Here is a 22,370-nt window from a genome sequence, read left to right on the forward strand (position 1 = left end):
AAAGGATGAATAGAAGCCGGCCTGTGCGTTCGGCCGGCATTTTTCGCTTCGCGGGCGCTTGGCCTTAGCCGCGCCAAGGTATCGTTTTAGCGAATGCGCCCCGCTCATTTTTAACTCCGTTGAAGCTCACGTTTTCAGGTAGCCTTTATGGGCGTTGAAAATGGCGGTAGCGGTTTGCCTGCAAACGATTTGGCCGGTTTTCAGGTAGCCTGAAGCCGGTTTGGCTGGGCTTTATCTGCGGCGGCCCTCGCCCGGCAGCGGCATATCCACCCACTTCATCACCGAGGCTACTTCCGCTGCGTTCAGCTCATAAAACTGCCCGCGTTTCAAACGGTTAGGCAAAGCAATCGGCCCGAAGCCGGTGCGCACCAGGCGGCTCACGGTGAGGCCGAAGTGCTCGAAAATACGGCGCACTTCGCGGTTGCGCCCCTCTTTGAGCACCACATTATACCATTTGTTCGCGCCCTCCCCGCCCTGGCTGTGGATGCGCTCCACCTGCGCCAGGCCGTCTTCCAGCATCACGCCTTCGCCGGTGAGCTGGCGCATCTGCTCGATTTCCAGCTCGCCCAACACGCGCACTGCATATTCGCGCTCCACCTCGAAGCTCGGGTGGGCGAAACGGTTGGCCAGCTCGCCGGAAGTGGTGAGGATCAGCAGGCCGCTGGTGTTGATGTCCAAGCGCCCGATGGCCACCCAGCGGCTGCTCGCCGCCTGCGGCAGGCGGTCGAAAATGCTCACGCGCCCTTGCGGGTCGTCGCGCGATACGATTTCGCCTTCCTGCTTGTAATACAAGATGATACGCGGCAACCTATCCGGCCATTTCAGCTTCACCACGCTGCCTTTCACCAGCACTTGGTCATCCGGCTGCACCTTGTCGCCCAGCTGCGCCGGCTTGCCGTTTACCGAAACCCAGCCGTTTTGAATCCACTCCTCCATCTCGCGGCGCGAGCCCACGCCGGAAGCGGCCAACGCCTTTTGCAGGCGCACCGGCTCGATGCCGCTCAAATCTGAACGCTGCTCCTGAAGCTGGCGCACGCGGCTCTGCACTTTCTGGTTAGCTGGGCGCACGGCCAGCTTTTTCGCCCGCGCCACACGCGTTTTCGGCGCAGAGGGTGCGTTGCCCGCTTTGTCGCGCGCCTGTCGCTTGGGGCTACCTGAAAATTTTTCATCGGCGCGGCGTAGGCCAGGCTTGCTGGAAGAGTTTTGTTTTTTCATCGGGTTATCCTAACTCGTGATATTGATCGACGGTTCTTCTGCGGCACGGGGCGGCAGGGTTTCTGTGAAAAAGGCTACCTGAAAATGTGAACTTACACGGAGTAAAAATCAGCAACGCGACTTTCGCCCAAACCATATTTCGGCAAAACCATAGCGGAATTTTTGTGCGGCTCAAGCGGCAAGCCGATAGACAATGGAAACGGCGTTTCTCGGCAGCGGCAAAGGGCAGTTTACGTTTGCGGCACAATGTGCCGTAGATTGGCGTTTTTGCGGATTACTCTACAAACGCACGATTCGGTTGGCGCTGAAGTTTCAGCCACCCTGAAGCTGCCTGTTATTTTTAGTTTCGCAGAAATTCCACTCCCTTCGGAAACATCGTTTTCAGGTAGCCTGCTGCCGGGGGAGGCTATCTGAAAATCTGTGCGGCCGTTTGCATGGTTTAGTGGCGCTGCACTTTGCGCACTTGGGGGATGGTGTAGAGGGCGTGGATGATTTGGCGCAGTTGGGTGTGGTCGGCCACTTGGAGGTCGAAGCGGAATTCGATGAAGCCGTCGCCGTTTTCTTTGGCTGAGCTGAGGGTGTCAACGGATTCGATGTCGGCGCCGTGGCCGGATACGGCTTGGGCCATGGCGGCGAGCAGGCCGTGGGCGCGTTTGGCGGATACGGTGATGCTGGTGGGGTAGTGTTTTTTCTGTTCGATGCCTTCCCAGTTGGCGTCGAGCTGCTGCTCGGGCGGGGCTTTGAGGGTGTTGGGGCAGGTGTCGCGGTGGATGATGAGGCCGTGGTCTTTCACCAGGAGGGCTTTGATGCTGTCGCCGGGGATGGGGCGGCAGCAGGGGGCGAGCTGGATGCGGCCGCTGTCGCTGCTGCCCACGCTGATGGGGGCGATTTTCACGCTGCTGCTGTTGGGCTGTTTGCCGGCGAGCTCGGCGATGTGCATGGCCACGGATACGGGGGCGAGCCTGCCCATGCCCACGTCGTAGAGGATGTCTTCGAAGCTGGTGTTTTTGCGGCTGAGGTCGTCGAGGTAGCTTTGTTTGAGGTCTTCGGAGAGGAGCAAATCTTGCGGAAGCAGGCCGGTGAGGGCGCGCTGGAGGAGCTGCTCGCCGAGGCGCACGGCGTCGCCGCGGTCGATGTGTTTGAGCTTGTTGCGGATGGCGCTGCGGGCGCGGCCGGAAATGACGAAGTTGAGCCAAGCGGGGTTGGGGCGGGCGATGTTGGAGGTGATGATTTCCACGCTGTCGCCGGTGCGCAGGCGGGTGCGCAGGGGCACCATGGTGTTGTTCACGCGGGCGGCGATGCAGCGGTGGCCGATATCGGTGTGCACGGCGTAGGCGAAATCCACGGGGGTGGCGCCTTCGGGCAGCACGAGGATTTTGCCTTTGGGGGTGAACACATACACTTCGCGCGGGAACAAATCGACTTTAACATGCTCGAGGAATTCGATGGCGTTGTCCCCCTGGGCTTGGAAGTCGAGGATGTTTTGCAGCCATTGGTGGGTGCGCTGGGCGGCGGGGTCGTTTTCGGCGTTTTTGTAGAGCAGGTGGCTGGCCACGCCTTCTTCGGCCACTTTGTCCATCTCGCGGGTGCGGATTTGCACTTCTATCGGCAGGCCGAAGGGGCCGACGAGGGTGGTGTGCAGGCTTTGGTAGCCGTTGGCCTTGGGGATGGCGATGTAGTCTTTGATGTGGCCGGGCTTGGGCTTGTAGAGGCTGTGCAGCGCACCGAGGGCGGCGTAGCAGGCGGGGATGTTGTTCACAATTACGCGGAAGCCGTAGATGTCCATCACTTCGGAGAAATGCAGTTTTTTATCCTGCATTTTCTTGTAGATGCTGTAGAGGTTTTTCTCTTTGCCGCGGATTTTGGCTTCGATGTTGGCGCTCACCAGGCGCTGGCTGAAGGCGCTCAGCACTTTGCCCACCACGTCGCGGCGGTTGCGGCGGCTGGCTTCGCGGGCGCGCTCGAGTACGGTGTAGCGGTTGGGCAGCAGGTATTTGAAGGAGAGGTCTTGCAGTTCGCGGTAGGCGTGGTTCAGGCCAATGCGGTTGGCGAGCTGGGCGTAGATTTCCAGCGTTTCGCGGGCGATACGGCGGCGGCTGTCGGGCTTTTTGGCATCGAGCGTGCGCATGTTGTGCAGGCGGTCGGAAAGTTTGACGATGATGACGCGGATGTCTTTGGTCATCGCCATGATGAGCTTGCGGAAGCTTTCGGCCTGGTGTTCGGCCTGGCTGTCGTATTCGAGCTTTTCGAGCTTGGAGAGGCCGTCTACCATGTCGGCGATGGCTTGGCCGAATTCGGCGGCAAGCTCTTCTTTGCTGGTGCCGGTGTCTTCGAGCACGTCGTGCAGCACGCCGGCGCAGAGGCCTTGGGCGTCGATGTGCCATTCGGCGAGCTGCTGGGCCACGGCCATGGGGTGGGTGATGTAGGGCACGCCGCTGTTGCGGAATTGGTTTTGGTGGGCGCGGATGCCGAAATCGCAGGCGCGGTTGAGCAGGGCTTGGTCTTCGGTTTTCAGGTAGCCTGCGGCGCGCAGCAGGGCTTGGCGGCTGCGCTCGATGATGAGGTGGTAAACTTCGTTGATTTGCCGGCGGCAGCGGTTGAGCTGGGCTTCGCGGCCTTCGCTGCCGGCGGTGTGGATGTGGTGGTGGATGATTTCGGTGCACACGTCGCCGAATTGGGGCTGGAGCAGCCCGATGTCGGCCTGGGTGCCGAGGTCTTCCATGGCGGTTTGAATCAGCACGGCGCACAGGGCGTGCACGCGTTGTTTTTCTTCGGCCAGGGCGGTGGCGAGATCGAAGGCGCGGGCGAGTTTGTCGGTGTGCCCCTGCTGCTCGGCGGTTTGGTAAACGTAGGCGCAGGCGGCTTCCAAGAGCGCCCAGCGTTCCATTTTTTTCAGGTAGCCTGTTTGGGCAAACAGGGTTTCCCGCAGGGCGGCGATGGAGGGGTTGTAACCGATGCTCGCGGCAATCATGATGGCTCGGGATTACTTGTTGCGCGAGAGGATTTCTTCGCCGATTTGGCCGGCGGCGATTTCGCGCAGGGCGGTGACGGTGGGCTTGTTGTTGCGGATGTCGTCTACCAGGGGCATGGAGCCGTTGGCGAGCTGGCGGGCGCGGTAGGCGGCGGCCAGGGTGAGGTTGAAGTGGTTGGGGATGCGGCCGATGCAGTCTTCTACGGTAATGCGTGCCATGGTGTGTTCCTTATATGTGTTGGTGAAAAGGGATAAAGGGTTTCAGGTAGCCTTTTGGCAGATGGGGCTACCTGAAAAATATCAGGCGTTTTCGCTGCTGCCAGCGAGCAGTTGGTGCACAAAGGGCTCTTGGTTTTCGCGGCGGAAGCGCTGGGATTTGATGATGTGCAGCAGGGCGTTTTCGGCGGCCACGAGGTCGTCGTTGACCACGAGGTAGTCGAACAGGGCGGCCTGCTCGATTTCGCTGCGGGCTTCGGCCAGCCGCCGGGCGATGACTTCGGGGGCGTCGGCGGCGCGCTGGCGCAGGCGTTGCTCCAGGGTTTGCAGCGAGGGCGGGGCGATGAAGATGCTGTGCGCCTGCGGCAGCTGGCGGCGGATTTGCTCGGCGCCTTGGGTGTCGATTTCGAGGATGACATCTACCCCTTGGCGGGTGAGGCTTTCTAGGCTTTGGGTGCTGGTGCCGTAGTAGTTGCCGTACACTTGGGCGTATTCCACGAATTGGCTTTCTTCTATCATGCGCTCGAATTCGGGCACGCTCACAAAGTGGTAGTGTTTGCCGTTTTCCTCGCCGCGGCGCGGGGCGCGGGTGGTGTGCGACACGGACACACGGATGTCGGCATGATGCTGGAGCAGCCGGGAAATCAGCGTGGTTTTGCCGGTGCCGGAGGCGGCGGAGATGACGAAAATGTTGCCTTGCATGGTGTGAAATGTTTTGGTGTGGAGTTTGGGCGTATTATCGCATAGGGTTCAGGCCTTTGAAAGGGCGGCCGATAGGGCTTTTCAATCTGCCCGCGGCTGGTTTTCAGGTAGCCTCAACTTGGCCTGCGCGGGCTTGGGGCTACCTGAAAACCAGCCGCCCCCGCGCTTTTGCTTTTGCGGGAAACGGGGTAAAATCGCGCTTTCCAAAACGGGCATTGCATCATGACTAAATTTATTTTCGTAACCGGCGGCGTGGTATCTTCATTGGGTAAAGGTATCGCCGCCGCTTCTATTGCGGCCATCCTCGAATCGCGCGGGCTGAAGGTAACCATGCTCAAGCTCGATCCCTATATCAACGTGGATCCGGGCACGATGAGCCCCTTCCAGCACGGCGAAGTGTTTGTAACCGAAGACGGCGCGGAAACCGACCTCGACCTCGGCCACTACGAGCGCTTTATCGACGCCACGCTCACCCGCGCCAACAGCTTCAGCGCCGGGCAGGTGTATGAAAACGTGATTGCCAAGGAGCGTCGCGGCGATTATTTGGGTGGCACGGTGCAGGTGATCCCGCACATCACCGACGAAATCAAACGCCGTATTCACGAAGGCGCGGCGGGCTACGACGTGGCGATTGTGGAAATCGGCGGCACGGTGGGCGACATCGAATCGCTGCCGTTTTTGGAAGCCATCCGCCAGATGCGCAGCCAGCTCGGCCGCGCCAACACGCTGTTTGCCCATTTGAGCTATGTGCCCTACATCGCCGCAGCGGGCGAAATCAAAACCAAGCCTACGCAGCACACCGTGAAGGAAATGCTCAGCATCGGCCTGCAGCCCGACATCCTGATTTGCCGCATGGATAGGGAGCTGCCCGACGACGAACGCCGCAAAATCGCCCTGTTTTGCAACGTGGAAGAGCGCGCCATCGTGGGCAGCTACGACGTGGAAAGCATCTACGAATGCCCCGAAATGCTCTACAACCAAGGCATCGACACGATTATCTGCGAGCAGCTGCAACTGAACGTGAAGCAGGCGGATTTGACGGAATGGAAGAAAATCGTCCGCGCCATCAAAAACCCGCAGCACAAAGCCAATATCGCCATGGTGGGCAAATATGTGGATCTCACCGAATCCTACAAATCGCTCAGCGAAGCGCTGAAACACGCCGGCATCCACACCGAAACCGAAGTGCGCATCACCTATATCGACAGTGAAACCATCGAGCAGGAAGGCACCGCCGGCCTCAAAGGCTTTGATGCCATCCTTGTGCCCGGCGGCTTCGGCACGCGCGGCGTGGAAGGCAAGATTGCCGCCGCCCGCTATGCCCGCGAAAACAAAGTGCCTTATTTGGGCATCTGCCTCGGCATGCAGATTGCGCTGATTGAATTTGCCCGCCACATGGCCGGCATGGAAAACGCCAATTCCACTGAGTTCGACTTGAAAACGCCCTATCCTGTGGTGGCGCTGATCGACGAATGGCAAACCGCCGACGGCGCGGTGGAAAAACGCGACGAACACGCCGATTTGGGCGGCACCATGCGCCTGGGTGCGCAGGAAGTGGAACTCGTGCCCGACAGCCTCGCCGCCGCCGTGTATGGCAGCACCCGCATTAAAGAGCGCCACCGCCACCGCTACGAAGTGAACAACCATTTCGTGCCCGCGCTGGAGCAGGCCGGCCTGGTGGTGAGCGGCGTATCCAGCGGTCGCGAACGCTTGGTGGAAACCATCGAGCTGCCGCAGGGCGAACATCCGTGGTTTTTTGCCAGCCAGTTCCACCCGGAATTCACGTCCACCCCGCGCAAAGGGCATCCGCTGTTTACTTCGTTTATCAAAGCGGCCTTGCAGCATAAGGAATAGGCGCGTGTGCGATTGAATAAAGGCTACCTGAAATTTTCAGGTAGCCTTTTGCTTAATACACTAGAAAGGAACGAAACTCATGACCGAGCAAGAACTGATACGCTGCTTCCAGCAAGCTCTGGCCGATATTGCCCGGCTGGCCGGCGCCATCGGCGAGCAGCACTGGCAGCAGGCTTTTTTCGATAGGGCGCGGCAAACGCTGGCCAACGAAGCCCTGCCAGCGCGCGAACGCCTGCGGCTGGCCTGCGAACAGAGCCATGTGTTCGGCGGCATGGGCTCTTGGAACGATTCCCCGCCGTTTTCGCCCTTCACCAGGCGGTAGTTGAGCCAGGCAAACACGGGGGCGGCGAGGAAGGCGGTGATCATGGCGAATTTGAGCAGCTCGGCTATGGCGCCGCTAAACCAGAAAATCATTGCCAGGCCGGAGCCGGCCACCCAGATATTCCAGGCAAAAAGCTCGATGTTGCCGGTTTTGTCGCGGCCGCGCAGCAGGCGGATGGGCTCGGCGATGGCGCGGGCGTAGCCGTCTACTACGGTGATGGTGGTGCCGTACATGCAGGCAAAGGCGATGAAGGCCACCAGCGGGCGCGACCAGCCGCCAATGGTAACGGCATACATATTAATCAGCTGGCTGATGTATTTGCCGCCCGCCATCTGCACTTCTTCGCCGTTGCCGTATTGTACATAGGCGCCCAGGGCGAGGAACACCACGGCCAGCACGGCGCTGGTGATGAAGCCCACGTTGAAATCGAAAATGCCGTCGCGGTAGCTGGAGGGGTTGAGCCGCTGCTTTTCGGTCACCCACAGCGAGTTGATGGCGGAAATCTCAATCGGCGCGGGCATCCAGCCCATCAGCGCAATCAGAAAGCCCAGGCCGGCCAGCGTCCACGGCGTGGGCTCGACAAAATCGGGCTTCATCTGCATGCCGCGCGACATGGCGATGGCGGCGGCCACAGTGGCGATGGTGAGGCTCACGATGATGAGCTTGGATACGTTGTCTAAGGCTTTATAGCGGCCGCTGGCGAGGATGATCAGGCAGGAAGCCATAATCAGCGCAGACACGGCGCCCGTGCCCAGCGTGAGCGAGGGAATGGCCATTTTCACGATGGCGGCGGTAACCACTGCCACCGCGCCGGCGTTGATGGTGGCCGAGGCCACGCACAAAATCAGGAACACCCACAGATAAAAGCGGCTTTTCTCGGCATAGCCTTCAATCAGGCTTTTGCCCATGTCCAGCGTGTAGTGTGCGCTGAAGCGGAAAAACGGGTATTTGAACAGGTTGGTGAGGATGATGATGAGCGCGAGCTGCCAGCCGTAGAGCGCGCCGGCCTGGGTGGAGGCGATGAGGTGCGAGCCGCCCACGGCGGCCGACGCCATCATGATGCCGGGGCCCAAGGCGTTGATTTTGCTTTTCCAAGTGGAAGTGTGCGTGTGGTGTTCAGACATGGTTCTTTTCCGCCGTTGCGGGCGGCCTTCACGAAAAAAGGGCGCATTTTAACGTAAATCAAAACGCGCTTCGATAAATATTTGGCTATTTTGTGTTTTATTTTTGGGGCTGTACTAGATTAGCAGTGATGTTACCCTCAAAATATGAAGATAACTCACTGCAAATTAAAGAAGAAAGCACAAAAAGAACTGCTCCGTTTTTTGTGTTGGAAGTTACCGCCCGTTCCTCTGCCGATATTTTAGGCATACAACCCAACTCTGCTATCCTGTTCTACCACAAAATTCGCCAAGTCATCAGCCATCATCTGGCACTGGCGGCCGATGAAATTTTCGCCGGCCCGGTCGAATTGGACGAAAGCTATTTCGGCGGACGCCGCAAAGGCAGACGCGGGCGTGGTGCGGCAGACAAGGTAGTGGTATTCGGCATCCTGAAACGACAAGGACGGGTCTATACCATTGTGGTGGATAACGCCAAGTCTGAAACGTTACTGCCTGTCATCAAAAAGAAAATCATGCCGGACAGCATTGTCTATACCGACAGCCTGAGCAGTTACGACAAGTTGGGCGTGAGTGGTTTTATCCATCACCGTATTAACCATTCCAAGGAATTTGCAGACCGTCAAAACCACATTAACGGCATTGAGAATTTCTGGAATCAGGCAAAACGTGTCTTACGCAAATACAACGGAATCGACCGCAAATCTTTCCTGCTGTTCTTGAAAGAATGCGAATTTCGGTTTAACTTCGGCACACCGTCCCAACAGCTTAAAATCCTGCGGAGATGGTGTGGAATTTAGGGCTAATCTAGTACAGCCCCATTTTTAAAAGAGAAAGTTTATATCCATGCAGTATTGGCCACTGTTGGCTTGATAAGCAGCGATATGAAGCTGATAGAGATATGTCTTGATGAAGATAATGAAATAATAGAATTCCATTTCTCATTGGCCAGCATAAACAATATGGAGCTTGGCCTCATACAGGATATGATAGACGCCTATATCGACAGGAGCACCTTTACCGGAAATGTGATGATGCATTTTTTAAACAAAGAAATAACGAAGGCTATATTGAAGGCTATTTGCAGGAAAGAATGATATTTTTATAATCAGCAGCAGCTTTTAGCGTGTGAAAAAACAATTGGACGATCACGCGGCTACCAAATATTTCCAGGCTCTCCAACCATGTCCCCCGAACAGCAAAACGACATCCTCAGTATCAACCAAGTGCAGCTCCTCCTGGCGGAAAAACGCACCGCACTGGCGGTGATGCGCACCGGCATTGCCGTGCTGGCGCTGCCGCTTTCCATTTTCAGCGTGCTGATTGCCACTTCCCGCTGGTATGACGTGATGGATGTGTGGCTGTTATTGATGTTGGTGATGGGTATCAACTCGGGGCTGGCGGTGTTCGGCGTGTATCTGATTGCCCGCTCCATGCGCCGCATGCGCCAATACGACCGCCTGATTGTGGAAATCAAATACAGCCACGATTCGCTGCGGCCGCTGATTAAGTCTTAGCCGGTTGCGGCTGCGCGGCAATGTAAGGTTTAGCTGCGCAAAAAATCGTTTCACTCATTTTCAGGTAGCCTCACACAGAAAGGGAAAAAGAATGGAACCCGTGGAATTACAAGATATTCCCAAGTATTTCTGGAAGACATCCAAGACCTCACGCAGGCCTTTCCGCGTGAGTTTCCCCACCTGTTTCGGCAAATCAAAGAGTACTTGGGCATTGCCGGCAAACACATCTACATCACCGATTTCGTGGAAGACCAAAATCAAGAAGACAGTTTCTACGGCTATTTTTTCGACGCGCTCAACAGAAAAATCTATCACTATGCCTTTGAAGGCGAGAAAACAGCGTTCCGTGAAGCAGATATGGCCGCGCTCACGATGCGGGACACTTTCAGCATCAAAGTGCTGCATCTTCTGGCATATAGCGAATCAAATTAGCTTTTGATACCAGGCAGCGAGCCGCAGACAGTACAGGAGTATGGCAAGGCGGGCTAACGCCGTAGCGAAAGTTAAGTTGGTTCGCTATGGCGGGCAAATAAAAAGAGCGGGGCGACAAGCCCCACTCTTTATTTTTCAGGTAGCCTATCTAACGAGGCTACCTGAAAAATTCTGCATCCTTAGCCCTGCCGCTTTTTCGCCAGCAGCGCATCCAGCGACCATGTACCGCCGCCCGCCGCCGCCAGATACAGGAACACGAAGCTATACAGCGCCGCCGCCTCGCCGCCGTTCATAAACGGCACCAGCGCATGCCCGCCGCCCGCAACGTGGCCGATAAAATAAGCCACCGCCATCTGGCCGGAAAGGATAAACGCCGCCGGCCGCGTGAACAGGCCGAGCAACACCAGCAGCCCGCCGCCCAGCTCCAGCATCCCGGCCACGCCGTAGAGCGAGAAGAGCTGCAGCCCGTCGAACATCGCCACATGCGGCAGGCCGAGCAGCTTGGCCGTGCCGTGTAGCATAAACATATAGCCCGCGGCAATCCGCAGAACAGACAGTACCATCTGGCGGCAGTTTTCCAGATTCATGATTTTTTCCTCTTCAAAGTGATGAAACAAAACATATGTTGAAAGTACGGAACGCAGTATAATGATTTCCCAAAATCATAACCACAGCCGTATAAACAACACAGTTTTTCCCAAAGAGAAAACATGGATACCCTACTCAGCATGAAAGTGTTCTGCCAAGTGGTGCACAGCGGCAGCTTCACCCGCGCCGCCGAGCAGCTCGATATTTCCGTGCCCATGGCCAGCAAACACGTGGCCCACCTCGAGCGCAGCCTCAACGCCCGCCTGCTCTACCGCAACAACCGCCGCCTCAGCCTCACCGAGCAGGGCGAAGCCTACCACCGCGACTGCCTCGCCGCGCTCGATATGCTCGAGCAGGCTGCCGCCCGCGCCGCCGGCAGCACCGCCCGCCCGCAAGGCCGCCTGCGCGTGAGCATTCCCGTGTGGTTTGCCAACCCCGTGTTTGCCGGCTGGATGAGCGAATACCGGCAGCGCTACCCCGAAGTCTCCCTCCAGCTCACGCTCACCAACCACAGCGTGAACCTCGACGGCGACGGCGAAGACATCGCCCTGCGCCTCTCCAAGCAGCCCGCGGAAAACCTGATTGCCCGCGCCCTGGCCGAAATCGAGTTCTGCCTCGTGGCCGCCCCCGCCTACCTCGCCGCCCACGGCACGCCCGCCGCCCCACAGGATTTGGCGGCGCACCAAGCCATCCTGCCCAGCTACACCGACGTATCCAGCCTGCCGCTGCGCCGCCACGGCGAAACGCACACCGCCGAGCTGCAAGCCGCCATCTATAGCAACAACACGCAGATGATCTACCAATTGGTGTGCGCCGGCGCCGGCGTGGGCTACCTGCCAGAATGGCTGCTGCGCGCCGACATCCAAACCGGCCGCCTGCGCCGCCTGCTGCCGGATTACCAAGCCGCACCCCTGCCGTTTTACGCGGTTTATACACAGCGCAAGCTTTTGAGCGCCAAGGTGCGCAGTTTTATTGATTTTATGGTGGAGAAAGCGGCGGGTGAGGCTACCTGAAAAATATAGCGAACCAACTTAACTTTCGCTACGGCGTTAGCTCGCATTGCCGTACTACTTGTACTGTCTGCGGCTCGCTGCCTGGTATCGAAAGCCAATTTGATTCGCTATAGTGCGGCGGAATCTAAAAGGCTACCTGGAAACCGGTGTTGGATTTTCAGGTAGCCTTTGGGCGCTTAACCTGCGCCGCTGGCATAGCGCAGGAAGGCTTCGAGGCTGGCGGCTTCCCGGGTGCAATCGCCGCTGTCGTGGTCGGGCAGCCATACCGCGCCTTGGTGCAGCACGAAACAGTTGCCGCTGCCGTCGCCGGCGAAGGCGATGCCGTGTTGCAGCAGGCCGGCGGGCAGGGTTGCGTGTCCGGCAAAATGGCGGCGCAGCCATTCGGTGTTTTTTATAGTGGATTAAATTTAAATCAGGACAAGGCGACGAAGCCGCAGACAGTACAAGTAGTACGGCAAGGAGAGGCAACGCTGTACTGGTTTAAATTTAATCCACTATACCACTTGCGGCAGGCTGTCGATTTCGATGCCGAGGTCGCAGCCGGTGCCGAAGTGTAGCAGCAGGGCGCGGTAGGGCGGGGGAAAGGCGGTGCCGAGTTGTTGTTCGGCGGCGGCAATCTCGGCTTTGGTTACGGGGGTGCCGGAGAGCAGCTCGTCGGCCAGGCCGTCTTGTTTGGCGTATTGGGCGCGGATGCGGGCTTCGAGCTGGGTGAGGAAGGTGTGGGGCATGGGGTTTTTAGCGGAGGAGTAAGGGGATAGGCTACCTGAAAAACGGGCGTGGCCGTGGCGAATAGGTTGCTGCACATGTTGTGCCTGTCAAAATGGGTTTCAGGTGGCCTTGGGGCGGGATAACAGGCTACCTGAAAAATAGCAAACGGATGGCAACCGGCCTAGTGTGCCGACTTATCCAGCCACACCCGCCGCGAGAGGGTGAACAGCAGCGTGATGCCGCACAGGGTGGAGGCCAGCATCATGGCGGGCATGATGCGCGCGGAGCCGTCGTGCAGCTGGGTGGCGAGGAAGCCCATGGCGGCGGCAATCAGCACCTGGCTGGAAATCAGCACGCCGTTGGCGCTGCCACCCTCGGCCTTGAAATAACTCATGAAGCAAGCCTGCGTATTGGCCACAATCAGACCCTGTGCGCCCACCGACAGCATCACCAGCGGCGCCAGCAGCCACAGCGGCGGCCGCGCCAAACCTTGCGAGAGCAGCATCATCAGCAAATTGGCCGCCAGCTGCACCGCGATGCCGATGAGCAGGATATTGGCCGGATTGCTGCCGCTCTTCAGCCGCCAGGCCGTTACGCGGTTGAAAAACACCATGGTAATGATATTAAGACCGAACAGCAGCGTGTAGAAGCCGTTGCTCAAGCCGTAAAACTTCATATACAGCGAAGGTGATTCGGTGAGGAACACAAACATCGAAGAAAAGCTGAACGCCTGAAAAAACAGAAAGCCTAGAGATTGCGGCTTGGCAAACACGCTGCGGTAGCCCGTGAGAATAATCCAAAGCGCCGAGCCCGCAGGCCGCGCCGTCGGGCGGTTGGCCGGCAGGAAACGCCATTGCAGCAGCCACACCACCCCCGCATACGCCAGCAAAAACGCAAACACCGCCCGCCAGCCGCCGATAAGCTGCATCAGCCAGCCCACCATCGGCGCCAAAACCGGCGCCGCCATCATAATCACCCCGATCAGCGCAAACATCTGCGCCGCACGGCGCCCTTCATAATGATCGCGCACAATCGCCCCGCCGCTCACCGCCACCATGCCCGCGCCGAAAGCCTGCACCATCCGCAGCAGCATCAGCTGAGGCAGCGTTTGCAAAATAATCAGCCCGAAGCTGGCCAAAAGATACAAGCCCAGCCCGGCCAGCACCACCGGCCGCCGCCCCTTGAAGTCCGACCACACCCCGCCCAGCAGCACCCCCGCCGACTGCCCCACCAGGAAAATGCTCAGACTCTGCTGGATGTCTGTTTCACGCACGCCCAAGCTGGCCGCCATCGCCGGCACGGCAGGCAGATAAGTGTTGATGGAAAACGGCATCACCGCCGCCATTGCCGCTAAAAGCAGCGCCATTTGTTTGTCGGAAAGATGGGAGGGGGAAGAGGTGTTCATCAGAAATAAAATATTGAAAATCAATAAAAATCATCGGATAAAGTAATACGCCACATAGCCGCTGAAGGCCGCCAGCGGCAAGAGTTGCAACAGCGCGCGCCGCTTGGCCGGCACATCCTGCCGCAAATGCGCCGATACCAGCGCAAACAGCACATATTTCAGCAAAAACACACAGGCGCAGCACATAATCACGCCATTTTGCAGATAGCCCGTAGCATCCGCCGCCGGATTCAGCGCAAACCACAGCGCCAACAGCAGCGGCAGCAGGCACACGGCCAGCCAGCTTCGTAGTGAGGGAGACATAGCGATTCCTTATTGATGGTTGTGTGGCGGCAGCCGGAGGCTACCTGAAAATGTGCGGGCTACCTGAAAGCGTTGGCTTCAAGGCCATGAAAACGCAGTGCAGTGGCGTTTCTGGGCGGCTAAAAAGATTTTGGCTACGGCTTGCCGCCTAACCCGGCCGTGCGGGCTATATTTTCAGGTAGCCCATTATATCGCCGATTGCCGCCCGCCGTGCCGCGATAGCCGCAATTTATCGCCCGCGCCGCCCGAATGGTTATTCTGTTGGGCAGGCTATATAATTCCGCCAGTTTCACCGCACAAGCCCGCCCGCCATGAGCCTCATCACCCACCTGCGTCCGGCACGCATCCAAGACTGCGAACACATCTACAACGCCCACCAATACGCCGTGCGCTACACCTGCGCCCGCAACTACAGCGAAGCCGTGCTGCAAGCCTGGCTCGCCCTGCTCAGCCCCGACAGCTACCTCGACACCCTCGGCGACGAGCGCAAGCGCCTCTGGGTGATCGAATTCAAACACCACATCCAAGGCTTCTTCCAAATCAACCTGCAAGAATCCCAGCTCGACGCGCTGTATGTGCACCCCTTCGTGCAGCGCCAAGGCCTCGGCACCGCCCTGCTCGGCCGTGCCGAAGAGCTGGCCTACCAAAGCGGCCTGGGCATGCTCAAGCTCTACGCCTCGCTCAATTCCGAGCCCTTCTACCTGCTCAACGGCTACCAGCCCCTAGGCGAAGCCGTGCTGCCGCTCAACCCACAAGTGGGCATCGAATGCCGCCTCATGCGCAAGCTGCTCACTAATCTTTAAATACTGGCTTTCAGGTAGCCTGATCGATTTCTAGGCTACCTGAAAATCTACAATACGGGTCTATCCCAGATTTGCTTTTTAGCTAGTCCCAAAGCCCATCCCGCCCCATCGCAAGGAGCCGCTATGAAACCCACGCCCATCCTGCTTGCCCTGTTCGCCTTGCCCGCCTGCACCTATCTCGACGGCCCCGGCGGGCGTTTCTTCTCGCTCGATTTGCCGGTGGAGAGCACCCACACCGTGAGCCGCACCGTGCGCGTGGATGCCTCCCCCGGCACCACCGTGATCATGAGCGAAAGCTCCCCGCTCGACGGCTACTACCGCCCCGCGCTCAACCCCGGCAGCGGCGGCCGCACCCTGCTGCGCCAAGCCGCCGACAACGCCTGCCTCAGCCTCGAGCGCGGCAGCGTGCCCGCTTATCTGGTGAGCCAGCCCTGCCACGGCCGCAACAACCAGCAGTTTATGTTTAACGGCCCGCGCCTGAGCGTGAATGGGCTGTGCCTGGAAGCCGTGGGCGGCGCCGGCAGCCCGGTGGCCGCCGCAGCTTGCCATCATGGCCAAAGCCAGCATTGGTTTGCCGAGGGCGGCCACATCCGCAGCGCCGCCAACGGCCTGTGTTTGGAGAGCGGCGGTGGCGCGGTGCGCCTGCAATATTGCAATAACGGCATGGGGCAGCGGTTTTACCGATAGTTTGGTTGTGGGTTGTGTGGAAGTGAAGGCTACCTGAAAATCATCCACTAGGTTTTCAGGTAGCCTTTTGCTCGGCTGTATGCACGGTATTTCAGCGCTGATGCTCAATAGAAATATTGCCGCGAATCGGCACGGCGGGGCGCCAGTTGCCGGTGCAGATGGTGGAGCCGGCGCTGGTGTGGCAGCTGCGGTGTTCGGTGTAGCCGATGCCGCCGCGGCTGTATTGCTCGGTGGTTTGGATTTGCCCGCCGCCGTATTGGCTGCCGCCGTTGTAGAAGTAGTAGCTGCGGCTGGGGTAGTAGGTGGGGGCGTCTTCCGGCCAGGTGGAGTAGTAGCCGGAATAGGGGTTGATTTGCAGGTTGATTTGGGTGTGGGTTTCGGCTGCGGCGGCGCTGCTGAAGAGGGCGGCGCAGAGTAGGAGCAGGGTGGGGCGCATGGTGGTCTCCCTAGGGTGGATGGGCGGGTAGTGCCAAGCGGCGGCGGGAAGTGCTATAGTTAAACCGTTCCTTCCGGCAGGCGGCGGAACGGGCGGCTTGGCCTGAGTTGGAAGGGTAATTGCTATGTTAATCATAAGCGCACGGCCCGATTCCGCCCGGCAGTGTGCCGATTATTATAACTATTTGCCGGGAAACGGTTTATGCTTTACAAAGCGTTTCCCTTGCAATCTCCCCTTCACTATTTTCAGGTAGCCTTATGCCCCAGAAGCCCCCCATCCTTTGCCGCGAACTGAGCCTGCTGGCTTTCAACCGCCGCGTGCTGGCGCAGGCGCGCGATCCGCAAGTGCCGCTGTTGGAGCGGCTGCGTTTCCTGTGCATCGTGTCTTCTAATTTAGACGAATTTTTCGAAGTGCGCATGGCGTGGCTGAAAAAGGAAAACCAGCTCAACCCGCACACCGAGCTCGACAACGGCACCACGCCCGCCGAAACCATGGCCGCGGCCGCCGCCGAAGCCAAAAAGCTGATTCAGGAACAGTATGAGCTGTTCAACCAAGAGCTGATTCCCGCGCTGCGCGAAGAAGGCATCTTTTTCTACCCGCGCCGCCAGTGGACGGCCGAGCAGCGCGCCTGGATTGAAAGCTATTTCGACCGCGAGCTCTTGCCCATCCTTACCCCGCTGGGGCTCGACCCTTCCCACCCCTTCCCGCGCCTGCTCAATAAATCGCTCAACTTCGCGGTGGAGCTTTCCGGCAAAGACGCGTTCGGCCGCGCTTCCGGCATGGCCGTGGTGCAGGCGCCGCGCATCCTGCCGCGCGTAGTGAGGCTACCTGAAAACTTAAGCGGCGGCGGCTACGGCTTCGTGCTGCTTTCCTCCATCCTGCACGCCTATGTGCACAAACTCTTCCCCGGCATGGCCGTGGAAGGCTGCTACCAATTCCGCCTCACGCGCAACAGCGAGCTCACGGTGGACGAAGAAGACGTAACCAACCTGCGCGCTGCCGTGCAAACCGAGCTGCGCGGGCGGCAGTATGGCGACGAAGTGCGGCTGGAAGTGGCCGACAACTGCCCGCCGCAGGTGGCCGAATTCCTGCTGGCGCAATGCAACCTGAGCCCGAACGAGCTCTACCAGGTGGTGGGCCCCGTAAACCTGGTGCGCCTGATGGCCGTGCCCGATATGGTGGACCGCCCCGATTTGAAGTTCCCGCCCTTCTCCCCCGGCCTGCCCAAAGATGTGCGCAAAGACCAGCCGATGGCCGAAGTGCTCAAACGGCAAGACGTGCTGCTGCACCACCCCTACCAATCCATCGCCCCCACCGTGCGCTTCATACAAGAAGCCGCCGCCGACCCGGATGTGGTGGCCATCAAAATGACGATTTACCGCACCGGCACCCATTCCGACCTCGCCCGCGCCCTGATTGCCGCCGCCAACGCCGGCAAGCAGGTAACCGTGGTGGTGGAGCTGATGGCGCGGTTTGACGAAGAAAACAACGTCAACTGGGCCAAACGCTTAGAGAGCGCTGGCGCGCACGTGGTGTATGGCGTGTTCGGCTACAAAGTGCACGCCAAAATGGCGCTCGTGATCCGCCGCGAAGGGGGCGGCCTCAAACGCTACGCCCACCTCGGCACCGGCAACTACCACCAAGGTACCTCCCGCATCTACACCGATTTCGGCCTGCTCACCGCCGACGAAGCCATCACCGCCGACGTGAACGCCATCTTCATGGAAATCACCGGCCTCGGCCAGCCCACCCGGCTCAACAAACTCTACCAAAGCCCCTTCACCCTCAGCGATATGCTGCTGGAGCGCATCGCCGCCGAAACCGCCGAAGCCCGCGCCGGCCGCCCCGCCCGCATCATCGCCAAGATGAATTCGCTCATCGAGCCCGGCATCATCCGCGCCTTGTATGAAGCCAGCCGGGCCGGCGTGCAGATTGATTTGATTGTGCGCGGCATGTGCACCCTGCGCCCTGGCGTGCCCGGCCTTTCCGAAAACATCCGCGTGCGCTCCCTCATCGGCCGCCTGCTCGAACACGCCCGCGTGTTTTACTTCCACCGCGGCGGCCGCGAAGACCTCTTCATTTCCAGCGCCGACTGGATGGGGCGCAACTTCTTCCGCCGCATCGAAACCTGCACCCCCGTGGAAAACCCCGCGCTGAAAGAACGCATCGTGCGCGAAGCCCTCACCCTCGCCCTGGCCGACAACCGCAAAGCCTGGCTGATGCAGCCCGACGGCAGCTACCTCCGCGCCCAGCCGCAGGCCGGCGAAGCCGTGCTCGACGCGCAGGAAACCCTGCTAAACGAATACCGGCGCAAATAGCGCGGGATGTAAAAAGGCTACCTGAAAAAGTTTGGCAAACATTTTTCAGGTAGCCTTTTTTTTGCTTGCGCGGCGTTATTTCTTGGCTTCCGGCGCGGTTTCGGCGAGCACGGTGCCGGCGAGGTAGTCGTGCAGAAACTGGCGGGAGGGATGGATGAGGGCGAAGCCGAAGGGCAGTATCCACCAGGCCAGGGCGAGGCCGGCGAGGGTTTTGGGCGGCAGGGGGGTGAGCTGGCGCAGGATGCCGAAGGAGGCGAGCGGCAGCAGCAGGAGCAGGAGGGTGGCCCAGAGGAAGCGCAGGCGCAGTTGGCGCAGGGCGGGGCGGCTGCCGGCGGGGGTTTGCAGCCGGAGGCGCCACACTTTCATGGGCAGGGTTTGGCCGCGCGGGCTGTGCCAGCAGAGGCGGAAGTAGCCCCACCATGTGGCGAGGATGATGAGCGCCACGGCGGTTTCGGCGGCAAGCGGCACGGTGTGCAGCGCCATATTGGCGGCGGCGGGGATGAAGGCAACGCAGGTTACGGCAGCGAGCAGCAGGGCTTCGTAGCCGAGGGCGGCGAGGCGGCGGGGGAGGGAGGCGGGCGTGGGCGGGGTCATGTGCGGTGTGGGCGGGTTCAATTGAATTTCGATACCAGGCGGCAAGTATAGGGAGTATGGCAGGGGGCGGCAATGCGGGGGCGGGTTTTAAGGTAGCCCGCTGTAGAAGGAATGGATGGCTTGGGCGTGCCGGCTGAGGCTACCTGAAAATGGGTCGAGCACGAGGTCGGCGGGGAGCTTGCGCAGCCAGGTGAGCTGGCGTTTGGCGAGCTGGCGGGTGGCGGCGATACCTTGGGCGATGAAGGTGCTGCGGTCGGTATCGCCGCTGAGGTGTGCCCAGGCTTGGCGGTAGCCCACGCAGCGCACGGCGGGATACTCGGGCGTGAGCTGGGGGTATTGGGTTTGCAGTTGGCGCACTTCTTGGAGGAAGCCTTGCTCGAGCATGGCGTGGAAGCGTTGCTCGATGTTGAGGTGCAGGCGTTCGCGTTGGGCGGGGATGAGGGCGATGCTGTGCAGGTTGAGCGGCGGGGCGGCCTGCTGCTCGGCGAGGTGTTGGCTGAGGGGGCGGCCGGTGAGTAGCCACACTTCGAGGGCGCGTTCGATGCGCTGGCTGTCGGCGGGCTGGAGGCGGGCGGCGGTGGCGGGGTCGGTTTGTTGCAGTTGGGCGTAGAGGTGGGGCAGGCCGTGTTGTTGTTTTTGCTCTTGCAGCCGGCGGCGGATTTCGGGGTCGGCGGCGGGCAGGCTGTTGAGGCCGCGGGTGAGGGCGTGGTAGTACATCATGGTGCCGCCCACGATGAGGGGCAGGCGGCCGCGTTCGCGGATTTGGCGGCACAGGCGCAGGCAGTCGGCGAGGAAGTCGGCCACGCTGTAGTTTTGCGGGGGGTCGATGATGTCGATGAGGTGGTGCGGCACGGCGGCGCGCTCGGCGAGGCTGGGCTTGGCGGTGCCGATGTCCATGCCGCGGTAGATCAGGGCGGAATCGAGGCTGATGATTTCCAGCGGGATGCGGCCGGCCAGCTCGAGGGCGAGCGCGGTTTTGCCGGCGGCGGTGGGGCCGAGCAGGGCGAGTGCGGATGGCGGGGGCGGGGCGGGCATGAGGCTACCTGAAAATGAGCGAAGCGAATTTCTGCGAAGCTAAAATAAGCAAAGCGCGTTTCTGCGAAGCCAAAACGCGGCTGCAACCAAGTTAAAACTCAGATGAAACGGGCAGGGCATTCTAGCAGCGCAGTGGGGAAACATAAACAGCGGATCATGCCCGCGCACTGGCTGCACTTTCAGGCTACCTGAAAATCGGGTAGAGTTCTGCCTGAGTTTAACTTTCGCTTACACCCCTTATGAAGCCCAGCCAATTTCGCCGCATCGGCATCGTTACCCGCCCCCACACCCCGGAGCTGGGCGAAACCCTGTGCGAGCTGGTGTCGTTTTTTTTGACCAACGGGCTGGAAGTCTTGCTAGACGAAGAATGTGGCAGCGGCCTGCTTTCCGCCGATTTGGCGCCGTGCTGCCATCGCGTGGGCAAAGAAAACATGGGCGAGCGCTGCGATTTGGTGCTGGTGCTCGGCGGCGACGGCACGTTTTTATCCGTGGCGCGCCAGCTCGCCCCGCACCGCATCCCCCTGATGGGCGTGCACCTCGGCCACCTCGGCTTCCTCACCCAAGTGCCGCGCCAAAGCATGATTGAAGACATCTCCCGCATGCTCGCCGGCCAATACCTGCCCGAAGAGCGCATCATGCTCGAATGCAGCGTGCAGCGCGACAACGAGCCCGGCAGCACCCTACTCGCGCTCAACGAAGTGGCCATCAGCCGCGGCGGCGTGGGGCAGATGATTGAATTTGAAGTATTTATCAACCAAGAATTCGTGTATACCCAGCGCTCCGACGGCCTCATCGTTTCCACCCCCACCGGCTCCACTGCCTACGCCCTTGCCGCTGGTGGGCCCATTTTGCAATCCACCCTGCGCGCGCTCACCCTCGTGCCCATCTGCCCGCAATCCATGACCAACCGCCCCGTGGTGGTGCCCGACAGCTGCGAAATCGAAATCCTCATCACTAAGGCCGACAGCGCCCGCGTGCACTTCGACGGCCAATCCCACCTCGACCTGCACAGCATGAACCGCCTCACCATCCGCCGCTACCGCAACACCCTGCGCGTGCTCCACCCCACGGATTACCAGTATTACAAAACCCTGCGCCAGAAGCTGCATTGGGGCGAGCAGCTAGTGTAGGGCGGCGGTTGAAGCTAAGAAGGCTACCTGAAATTTTCAGGTAGCCTTCCCTCCGCTCAAACCTCTTCCACCCCTTCCACCACCGCCGTCTCCCCCTCAATCCGAAACGCCACCTCCCAGCTCCCCACCGCCATCTTATACACCCGCAGCGGCGCATCCTGATAAGCCGGGCGCGGGTCTTGCGCAATGCTCTGCTCCACCAGCAGGCAGATTTCCGGCGGCAGCTCATCCTTCCCCGCCCCTTCCGCCCACACCACCCGCAGCGGCACCGGCGGCGCAGGCGCAAAGCCCGCCGCCGCATCCGGCTTCGCCTCCACAAACGGCAGATACGGCTTAATATCCAACACCGGCGTGCTATCCAGCAAATCTGCCCCGCCGCACCACAGCCGTACCCCGCCCTCCGTATCAATCCGTTCCAGCTTCAGCAGCGAAAGCCCCAGCGGGTTTGGCCGAAACGGGCTGCGCGTGGCAAACACCCCCATCTTCCGGTTGCCGCCCAAACGCGGCGGCCGCACCAAAGGCTGCCAGCCCGCCCCCGCCACCCCGTGAAACACAAACTGCACCCACACATGGCTGAAAAGCTCCAGCCCCCGCACACAATCCGCCGAAAACTCCGGCAGCAGCTCAATACACACCCCCGCCGCCGGCACCAAGCCCGGCTGGCGCGGCACCCCAAACTTCTGCTTATAAGGCGAACGCACAAACCCCACCGCCCGCAAAGAATAAATATCACACATCATCACACCCTATATATAGACACAACACAGCCAAAAGGTTACCTGAAAACGAGGTTTCGGCAAAGCCGAAGCCGAGTTTCAGCGCAGCTAAAACTTTGTGAGGCAAAGCCGGAACCTCATTTTCAGGTAGCCGCATCAGGCTAAGGCTACCTGAAACGCCATTCCCTCCACTATAAAAAAGCGGCAAACCAAAAGCCCGCCTCCCGCCCTGAAAACCATTTCCCCGCCGCCATACCAAAAACCCGCCCAAAATCGGCAGCACG

21 protein-coding genes and 3 pseudogenes are annotated in these 22,370 nt (G+C 59.9%); 10 read left to right on the forward strand and 14 right to left on the reverse strand.

What is annotated here, in order from left to right; all coding sequences use genetic code 11:
- Positions 1-231: 231 nt before the first annotated feature.
- The 5 genes from A7P95_RS10265 to A7P95_RS12375 all read right to left on the reverse strand — a co-directional run bounded on the left by A7P95_RS10265 (position 232) and on the right by A7P95_RS12375 (position 5,320).
- A complete protein-coding gene (locus A7P95_RS10265) occupies positions 232-1,215 on the reverse strand; it encodes a pseudouridine synthase (RefSeq protein WP_067594965.1) in 984 nt (327 codons plus the stop codon).
- Between the two features lie 439 nt (positions 1,216-1,654).
- Positions 1,655-4,186: a RelA/SpoT family protein gene (locus A7P95_RS10270; protein ID WP_245636602.1), complete on the reverse strand. Its 2,532-nt coding sequence runs from the start codon at positions 4,184-4,186 to the stop codon at positions 1,655-1,657.
- 12 nt (positions 4,187-4,198) lie between these two features.
- Positions 4,199-4,405, reverse strand: coding sequence for a DNA-directed RNA polymerase subunit omega (gene rpoZ, locus A7P95_RS10275; protein WP_067594968.1), 207 nt, complete (start codon positions 4,403-4,405; stop codon positions 4,199-4,201).
- Positions 4,406-4,486: 81 nt separating this feature from the next.
- Positions 4,487-5,104 carry a guanylate kinase gene (gmk, locus tag A7P95_RS10280; RefSeq protein WP_067594971.1) on the reverse strand — a complete coding sequence of 206 codons (618 nt, stop codon included), beginning with the start codon at positions 5,102-5,104 and terminating at the stop codon, positions 4,487-4,489.
- An 81-nt stretch (positions 5,105-5,185) separates the two neighbouring features.
- Entirely contained in the window at positions 5,186-5,320 is a 135-nt protein-coding gene (locus tag A7P95_RS12375) for a hypothetical protein (RefSeq protein WP_281179425.1), read from the reverse strand.
- Positions 5,321-5,326: 6 nt separating this feature from the next.
- On the opposite strand from A7P95_RS12375, the gene A7P95_RS10285 reads away from it, so the two are divergent.
- On the forward strand, positions 5,327-6,958 hold the full coding sequence (locus A7P95_RS10285) for a CTP synthase (protein WP_067594974.1): 1,632 nt from the start codon (positions 5,327-5,329) through the stop codon (positions 6,956-6,958).
- Between the two features lie 300 nt (positions 6,959-7,258).
- Here A7P95_RS10285 and A7P95_RS10290 read toward each other — a convergent pair.
- A pseudogene (locus A7P95_RS10290) lies at positions 7,259-8,404 on the reverse strand (NRAMP family divalent metal transporter); the annotation flags it as partial.
- 144 nt (positions 8,405-8,548) lie between these two features.
- Between A7P95_RS10290 and A7P95_RS10295 the strand changes: the two are divergent.
- From A7P95_RS10295 to A7P95_RS10310, 3 genes and pseudogenes are all read left to right on the forward strand, one after another.
- Positions 8,549-9,201 (forward strand): annotated as a pseudogene (locus A7P95_RS10295) (IS1595 family transposase).
- Between the two features lie 384 nt (positions 9,202-9,585).
- Positions 9,586-9,918: a hypothetical protein gene (locus tag A7P95_RS10305; RefSeq protein WP_067594983.1), complete on the forward strand. Its 333-nt coding sequence runs from the start codon at positions 9,586-9,588 to the stop codon at positions 9,916-9,918.
- Between the two features lie 204 nt (positions 9,919-10,122).
- Positions 10,123-10,350 (forward strand): hypothetical protein, encoded by a 228-nt coding sequence (locus A7P95_RS10310; protein ID WP_245636603.1) that lies wholly within the window; start codon positions 10,123-10,125, stop codon positions 10,348-10,350.
- Positions 10,351-10,529: 179 nt separating this feature from the next.
- Here A7P95_RS10310 and A7P95_RS10315 read toward each other — a convergent pair whose 3' ends face one another.
- Positions 10,530-10,937 carry a DoxX family protein gene (locus A7P95_RS10315; RefSeq protein WP_082890802.1) on the reverse strand — a complete coding sequence of 136 codons (408 nt, stop codon included), beginning with the start codon at positions 10,935-10,937 and terminating at the stop codon, positions 10,530-10,532.
- Between the two features lie 123 nt (positions 10,938-11,060).
- Here A7P95_RS10315 and A7P95_RS10320 point away from each other — a divergent pair, with 123 nt between their 5' ends.
- Positions 11,061-11,951: a LysR family transcriptional regulator gene (locus tag A7P95_RS10320; protein ID WP_067594986.1), complete on the forward strand. Its 891-nt coding sequence runs from the start codon at positions 11,061-11,063 to the stop codon at positions 11,949-11,951.
- Between the two features lie 392 nt (positions 11,952-12,343).
- Positions 12,344-12,466, forward strand: a pseudogene (locus A7P95_RS11805) (IS5/IS1182 family transposase); the annotation flags it as partial.
- On the opposite strand, the gene A7P95_RS11810 reads toward A7P95_RS11805, so the two are convergent.
- From A7P95_RS11810 to A7P95_RS10335, 3 genes are all read right to left on the reverse strand, one after another.
- On the reverse strand, positions 12,446-12,679 hold the full coding sequence (locus A7P95_RS11810) for an SMI1/KNR4 family protein (protein WP_067594989.1): 234 nt from the start codon (positions 12,677-12,679) through the stop codon (positions 12,446-12,448). The pseudogene A7P95_RS11805 and the gene A7P95_RS11810 overlap by 21 nt on opposite strands.
- A gap of 161 nt (positions 12,680-12,840) precedes the next feature.
- A complete protein-coding gene (locus A7P95_RS10330) occupies positions 12,841-14,064 on the reverse strand; it encodes a multidrug effflux MFS transporter (RefSeq protein ID WP_067595266.1) in 1,224 nt (407 codons plus the stop codon).
- Between the two features lie 30 nt (positions 14,065-14,094).
- Positions 14,095-14,367, reverse strand: coding sequence for a hypothetical protein (locus tag A7P95_RS10335; RefSeq protein WP_067594992.1), 273 nt, complete (start codon positions 14,365-14,367; stop codon positions 14,095-14,097).
- A 311-nt stretch (positions 14,368-14,678) separates the two neighbouring features.
- Between A7P95_RS10335 and A7P95_RS10340 the strand changes: the two genes are divergently transcribed.
- Positions 14,679-15,170 (forward strand): GNAT family N-acetyltransferase, encoded by a 492-nt coding sequence (locus A7P95_RS10340; protein WP_067594995.1) that lies wholly within the window; start codon positions 14,679-14,681, stop codon positions 15,168-15,170.
- A 123-nt stretch (positions 15,171-15,293) separates the two neighbouring features.
- Entirely contained in the window at positions 15,294-15,857 is a 564-nt protein-coding gene (locus A7P95_RS11815; protein WP_067594997.1) for an RICIN domain-containing protein, read from the forward strand.
- A gap of 91 nt (positions 15,858-15,948) precedes the next feature.
- Here the strand turns inward: A7P95_RS11815 and A7P95_RS10350 are convergent, their stop codons facing one another.
- A complete protein-coding gene (locus A7P95_RS10350; RefSeq protein ID WP_067595001.1) occupies positions 15,949-16,293 on the reverse strand; it encodes a hypothetical protein in 345 nt (114 codons plus the stop codon).
- 257 nt (positions 16,294-16,550) lie between these two features.
- On the opposite strand from A7P95_RS10350, the gene ppk1 reads away from it, so the two are divergent.
- Positions 16,551-18,611: a polyphosphate kinase 1 gene (ppk1, locus tag A7P95_RS10355; RefSeq protein WP_067595003.1), complete on the forward strand. Its 2,061-nt coding sequence runs from the start codon at positions 16,551-16,553 to the stop codon at positions 18,609-18,611.
- 75 nt (positions 18,612-18,686) lie between these two features.
- Here the strand turns inward: ppk1 and A7P95_RS10360 are convergent, their stop codons facing one another.
- Together A7P95_RS10360 and miaA are read right to left on the reverse strand one after the other, a co-directional pair.
- Positions 18,687-19,226, reverse strand: coding sequence for an RDD family protein (locus A7P95_RS10360; protein ID WP_245636604.1), 540 nt, complete (start codon positions 19,224-19,226; stop codon positions 18,687-18,689).
- A 66-nt stretch (positions 19,227-19,292) separates the two neighbouring features.
- Positions 19,293-20,240 (reverse strand): tRNA (adenosine(37)-N6)-dimethylallyltransferase MiaA, encoded by a 948-nt coding sequence (gene miaA / locus A7P95_RS10365; RefSeq protein WP_067595009.1) that lies wholly within the window; start codon positions 20,238-20,240, stop codon positions 19,293-19,295.
- A 239-nt stretch (positions 20,241-20,479) separates the two neighbouring features.
- Here miaA and A7P95_RS10370 point away from each other — a divergent pair, with 239 nt between their 5' ends.
- Positions 20,480-21,370 carry an NAD(+)/NADH kinase gene (locus A7P95_RS10370; protein WP_067595012.1) on the forward strand — a complete coding sequence of 297 codons (891 nt, stop codon included), beginning with the start codon at positions 20,480-20,482 and terminating at the stop codon, positions 21,368-21,370.
- A gap of 56 nt (positions 21,371-21,426) precedes the next feature.
- On the opposite strand, the gene tsaA is transcribed toward A7P95_RS10370, so the two are convergent.
- Positions 21,427-22,107: a tRNA (N6-threonylcarbamoyladenosine(37)-N6)-methyltransferase TrmO gene (gene tsaA / locus A7P95_RS10375; protein WP_067595268.1), complete on the reverse strand. Its 681-nt coding sequence runs from the start codon at positions 22,105-22,107 to the stop codon at positions 21,427-21,429.
- Positions 22,108-22,370 lie beyond the last annotated feature (263 nt).

It is taken from the genome of Eikenella longinqua (assembly GCF_001648355.1).
Classification (GTDB): domain Bacteria; phylum Pseudomonadota; class Gammaproteobacteria; order Burkholderiales; family Neisseriaceae; genus Eikenella; species Eikenella longinqua.

What these genes read in the sequence shown, in the direction of transcription:
- A7P95_RS10340 (WP_067594995.1), top strand. Translation starts at nt 14,679, where the DNA reads ATGAGCCTCATCACCCACCTGCGTCCGGCACGCATCCAAGACTGCGAA.
- A7P95_RS11810 (WP_067594989.1), bottom strand. Translation starts at nt 12,679, where the DNA reads ATGCCCCACACCTTCCTCACCCAGCTCGAAGCCCGCATCCGCGCCCAA.
- A7P95_RS10305 (WP_067594983.1), top strand. Translation starts at nt 9,586, where the DNA reads ATGTCCCCCGAACAGCAAAACGACATCCTCAGTATCAACCAAGTGCAG.
- A7P95_RS10330 (WP_067595266.1), bottom strand. Translation starts at nt 14,064, where the DNA reads ATGAACACCTCTTCCCCCTCCCATCTTTCCGACAAACAAATGGCGCTG.
- A7P95_RS10270 (WP_245636602.1), bottom strand. Translation starts at nt 4,186, where the DNA reads ATGATTGCCGCGAGCATCGGTTACAACCCCTCCATCGCCGCCCTGCGG.
- rpoZ (WP_067594968.1), bottom strand. Translation starts at nt 4,405, where the DNA reads ATGGCACGCATTACCGTAGAAGACTGCATCGGCCGCATCCCCAACCAC.
- A7P95_RS12375 (WP_281179425.1), bottom strand. Translation starts at nt 5,320, where the DNA reads ATGCCCGTTTTGGAAAGCGCGATTTTACCCCGTTTCCCGCAAAAGCAA.
- A7P95_RS10350 (WP_067595001.1), bottom strand. Translation starts at nt 16,293, where the DNA reads ATGCGCCCCACCCTGCTCCTACTCTGCGCCGCCCTCTTCAGCAGCGCC.
- A7P95_RS10335 (WP_067594992.1), bottom strand. Translation starts at nt 14,367, where the DNA reads ATGTCTCCCTCACTACGAAGCTGGCTGGCCGTGTGCCTGCTGCCGCTG.
- tsaA (WP_067595268.1), bottom strand. Translation starts at nt 22,107, where the DNA reads ATGTGTGATATTTATTCTTTGCGGGCGGTGGGGTTTGTGCGTTCGCCT.
- gmk (WP_067594971.1), bottom strand. Translation starts at nt 5,104, where the DNA reads ATGCAAGGCAACATTTTCGTCATCTCCGCCGCCTCCGGCACCGGCAAA.
- A7P95_RS10370 (WP_067595012.1), top strand. Translation starts at nt 20,480, where the DNA reads ATGAAGCCCAGCCAATTTCGCCGCATCGGCATCGTTACCCGCCCCCAC.
- miaA (WP_067595009.1), bottom strand. Translation starts at nt 20,240, where the DNA reads ATGCCCGCCCCGCCCCCGCCATCCGCACTCGCCCTGCTCGGCCCCACC.
- A7P95_RS10320 (WP_067594986.1), top strand. Translation starts at nt 11,061, where the DNA reads ATGGATACCCTACTCAGCATGAAAGTGTTCTGCCAAGTGGTGCACAGC.
- ppk1 (WP_067595003.1), top strand. Translation starts at nt 16,551, where the DNA reads ATGCCCCAGAAGCCCCCCATCCTTTGCCGCGAACTGAGCCTGCTGGCT.
- A7P95_RS10315 (WP_082890802.1), bottom strand. Translation starts at nt 10,937, where the DNA reads ATGAATCTGGAAAACTGCCGCCAGATGGTACTGTCTGTTCTGCGGATT.
- A7P95_RS10285 (WP_067594974.1), top strand. Translation starts at nt 5,327, where the DNA reads ATGACTAAATTTATTTTCGTAACCGGCGGCGTGGTATCTTCATTGGGT.
- A7P95_RS10265 (WP_067594965.1), bottom strand. Translation starts at nt 1,215, where the DNA reads ATGAAAAAACAAAACTCTTCCAGCAAGCCTGGCCTACGCCGCGCCGAT.
- A7P95_RS11815 (WP_067594997.1), top strand. Translation starts at nt 15,294, where the DNA reads ATGAAACCCACGCCCATCCTGCTTGCCCTGTTCGCCTTGCCCGCCTGC.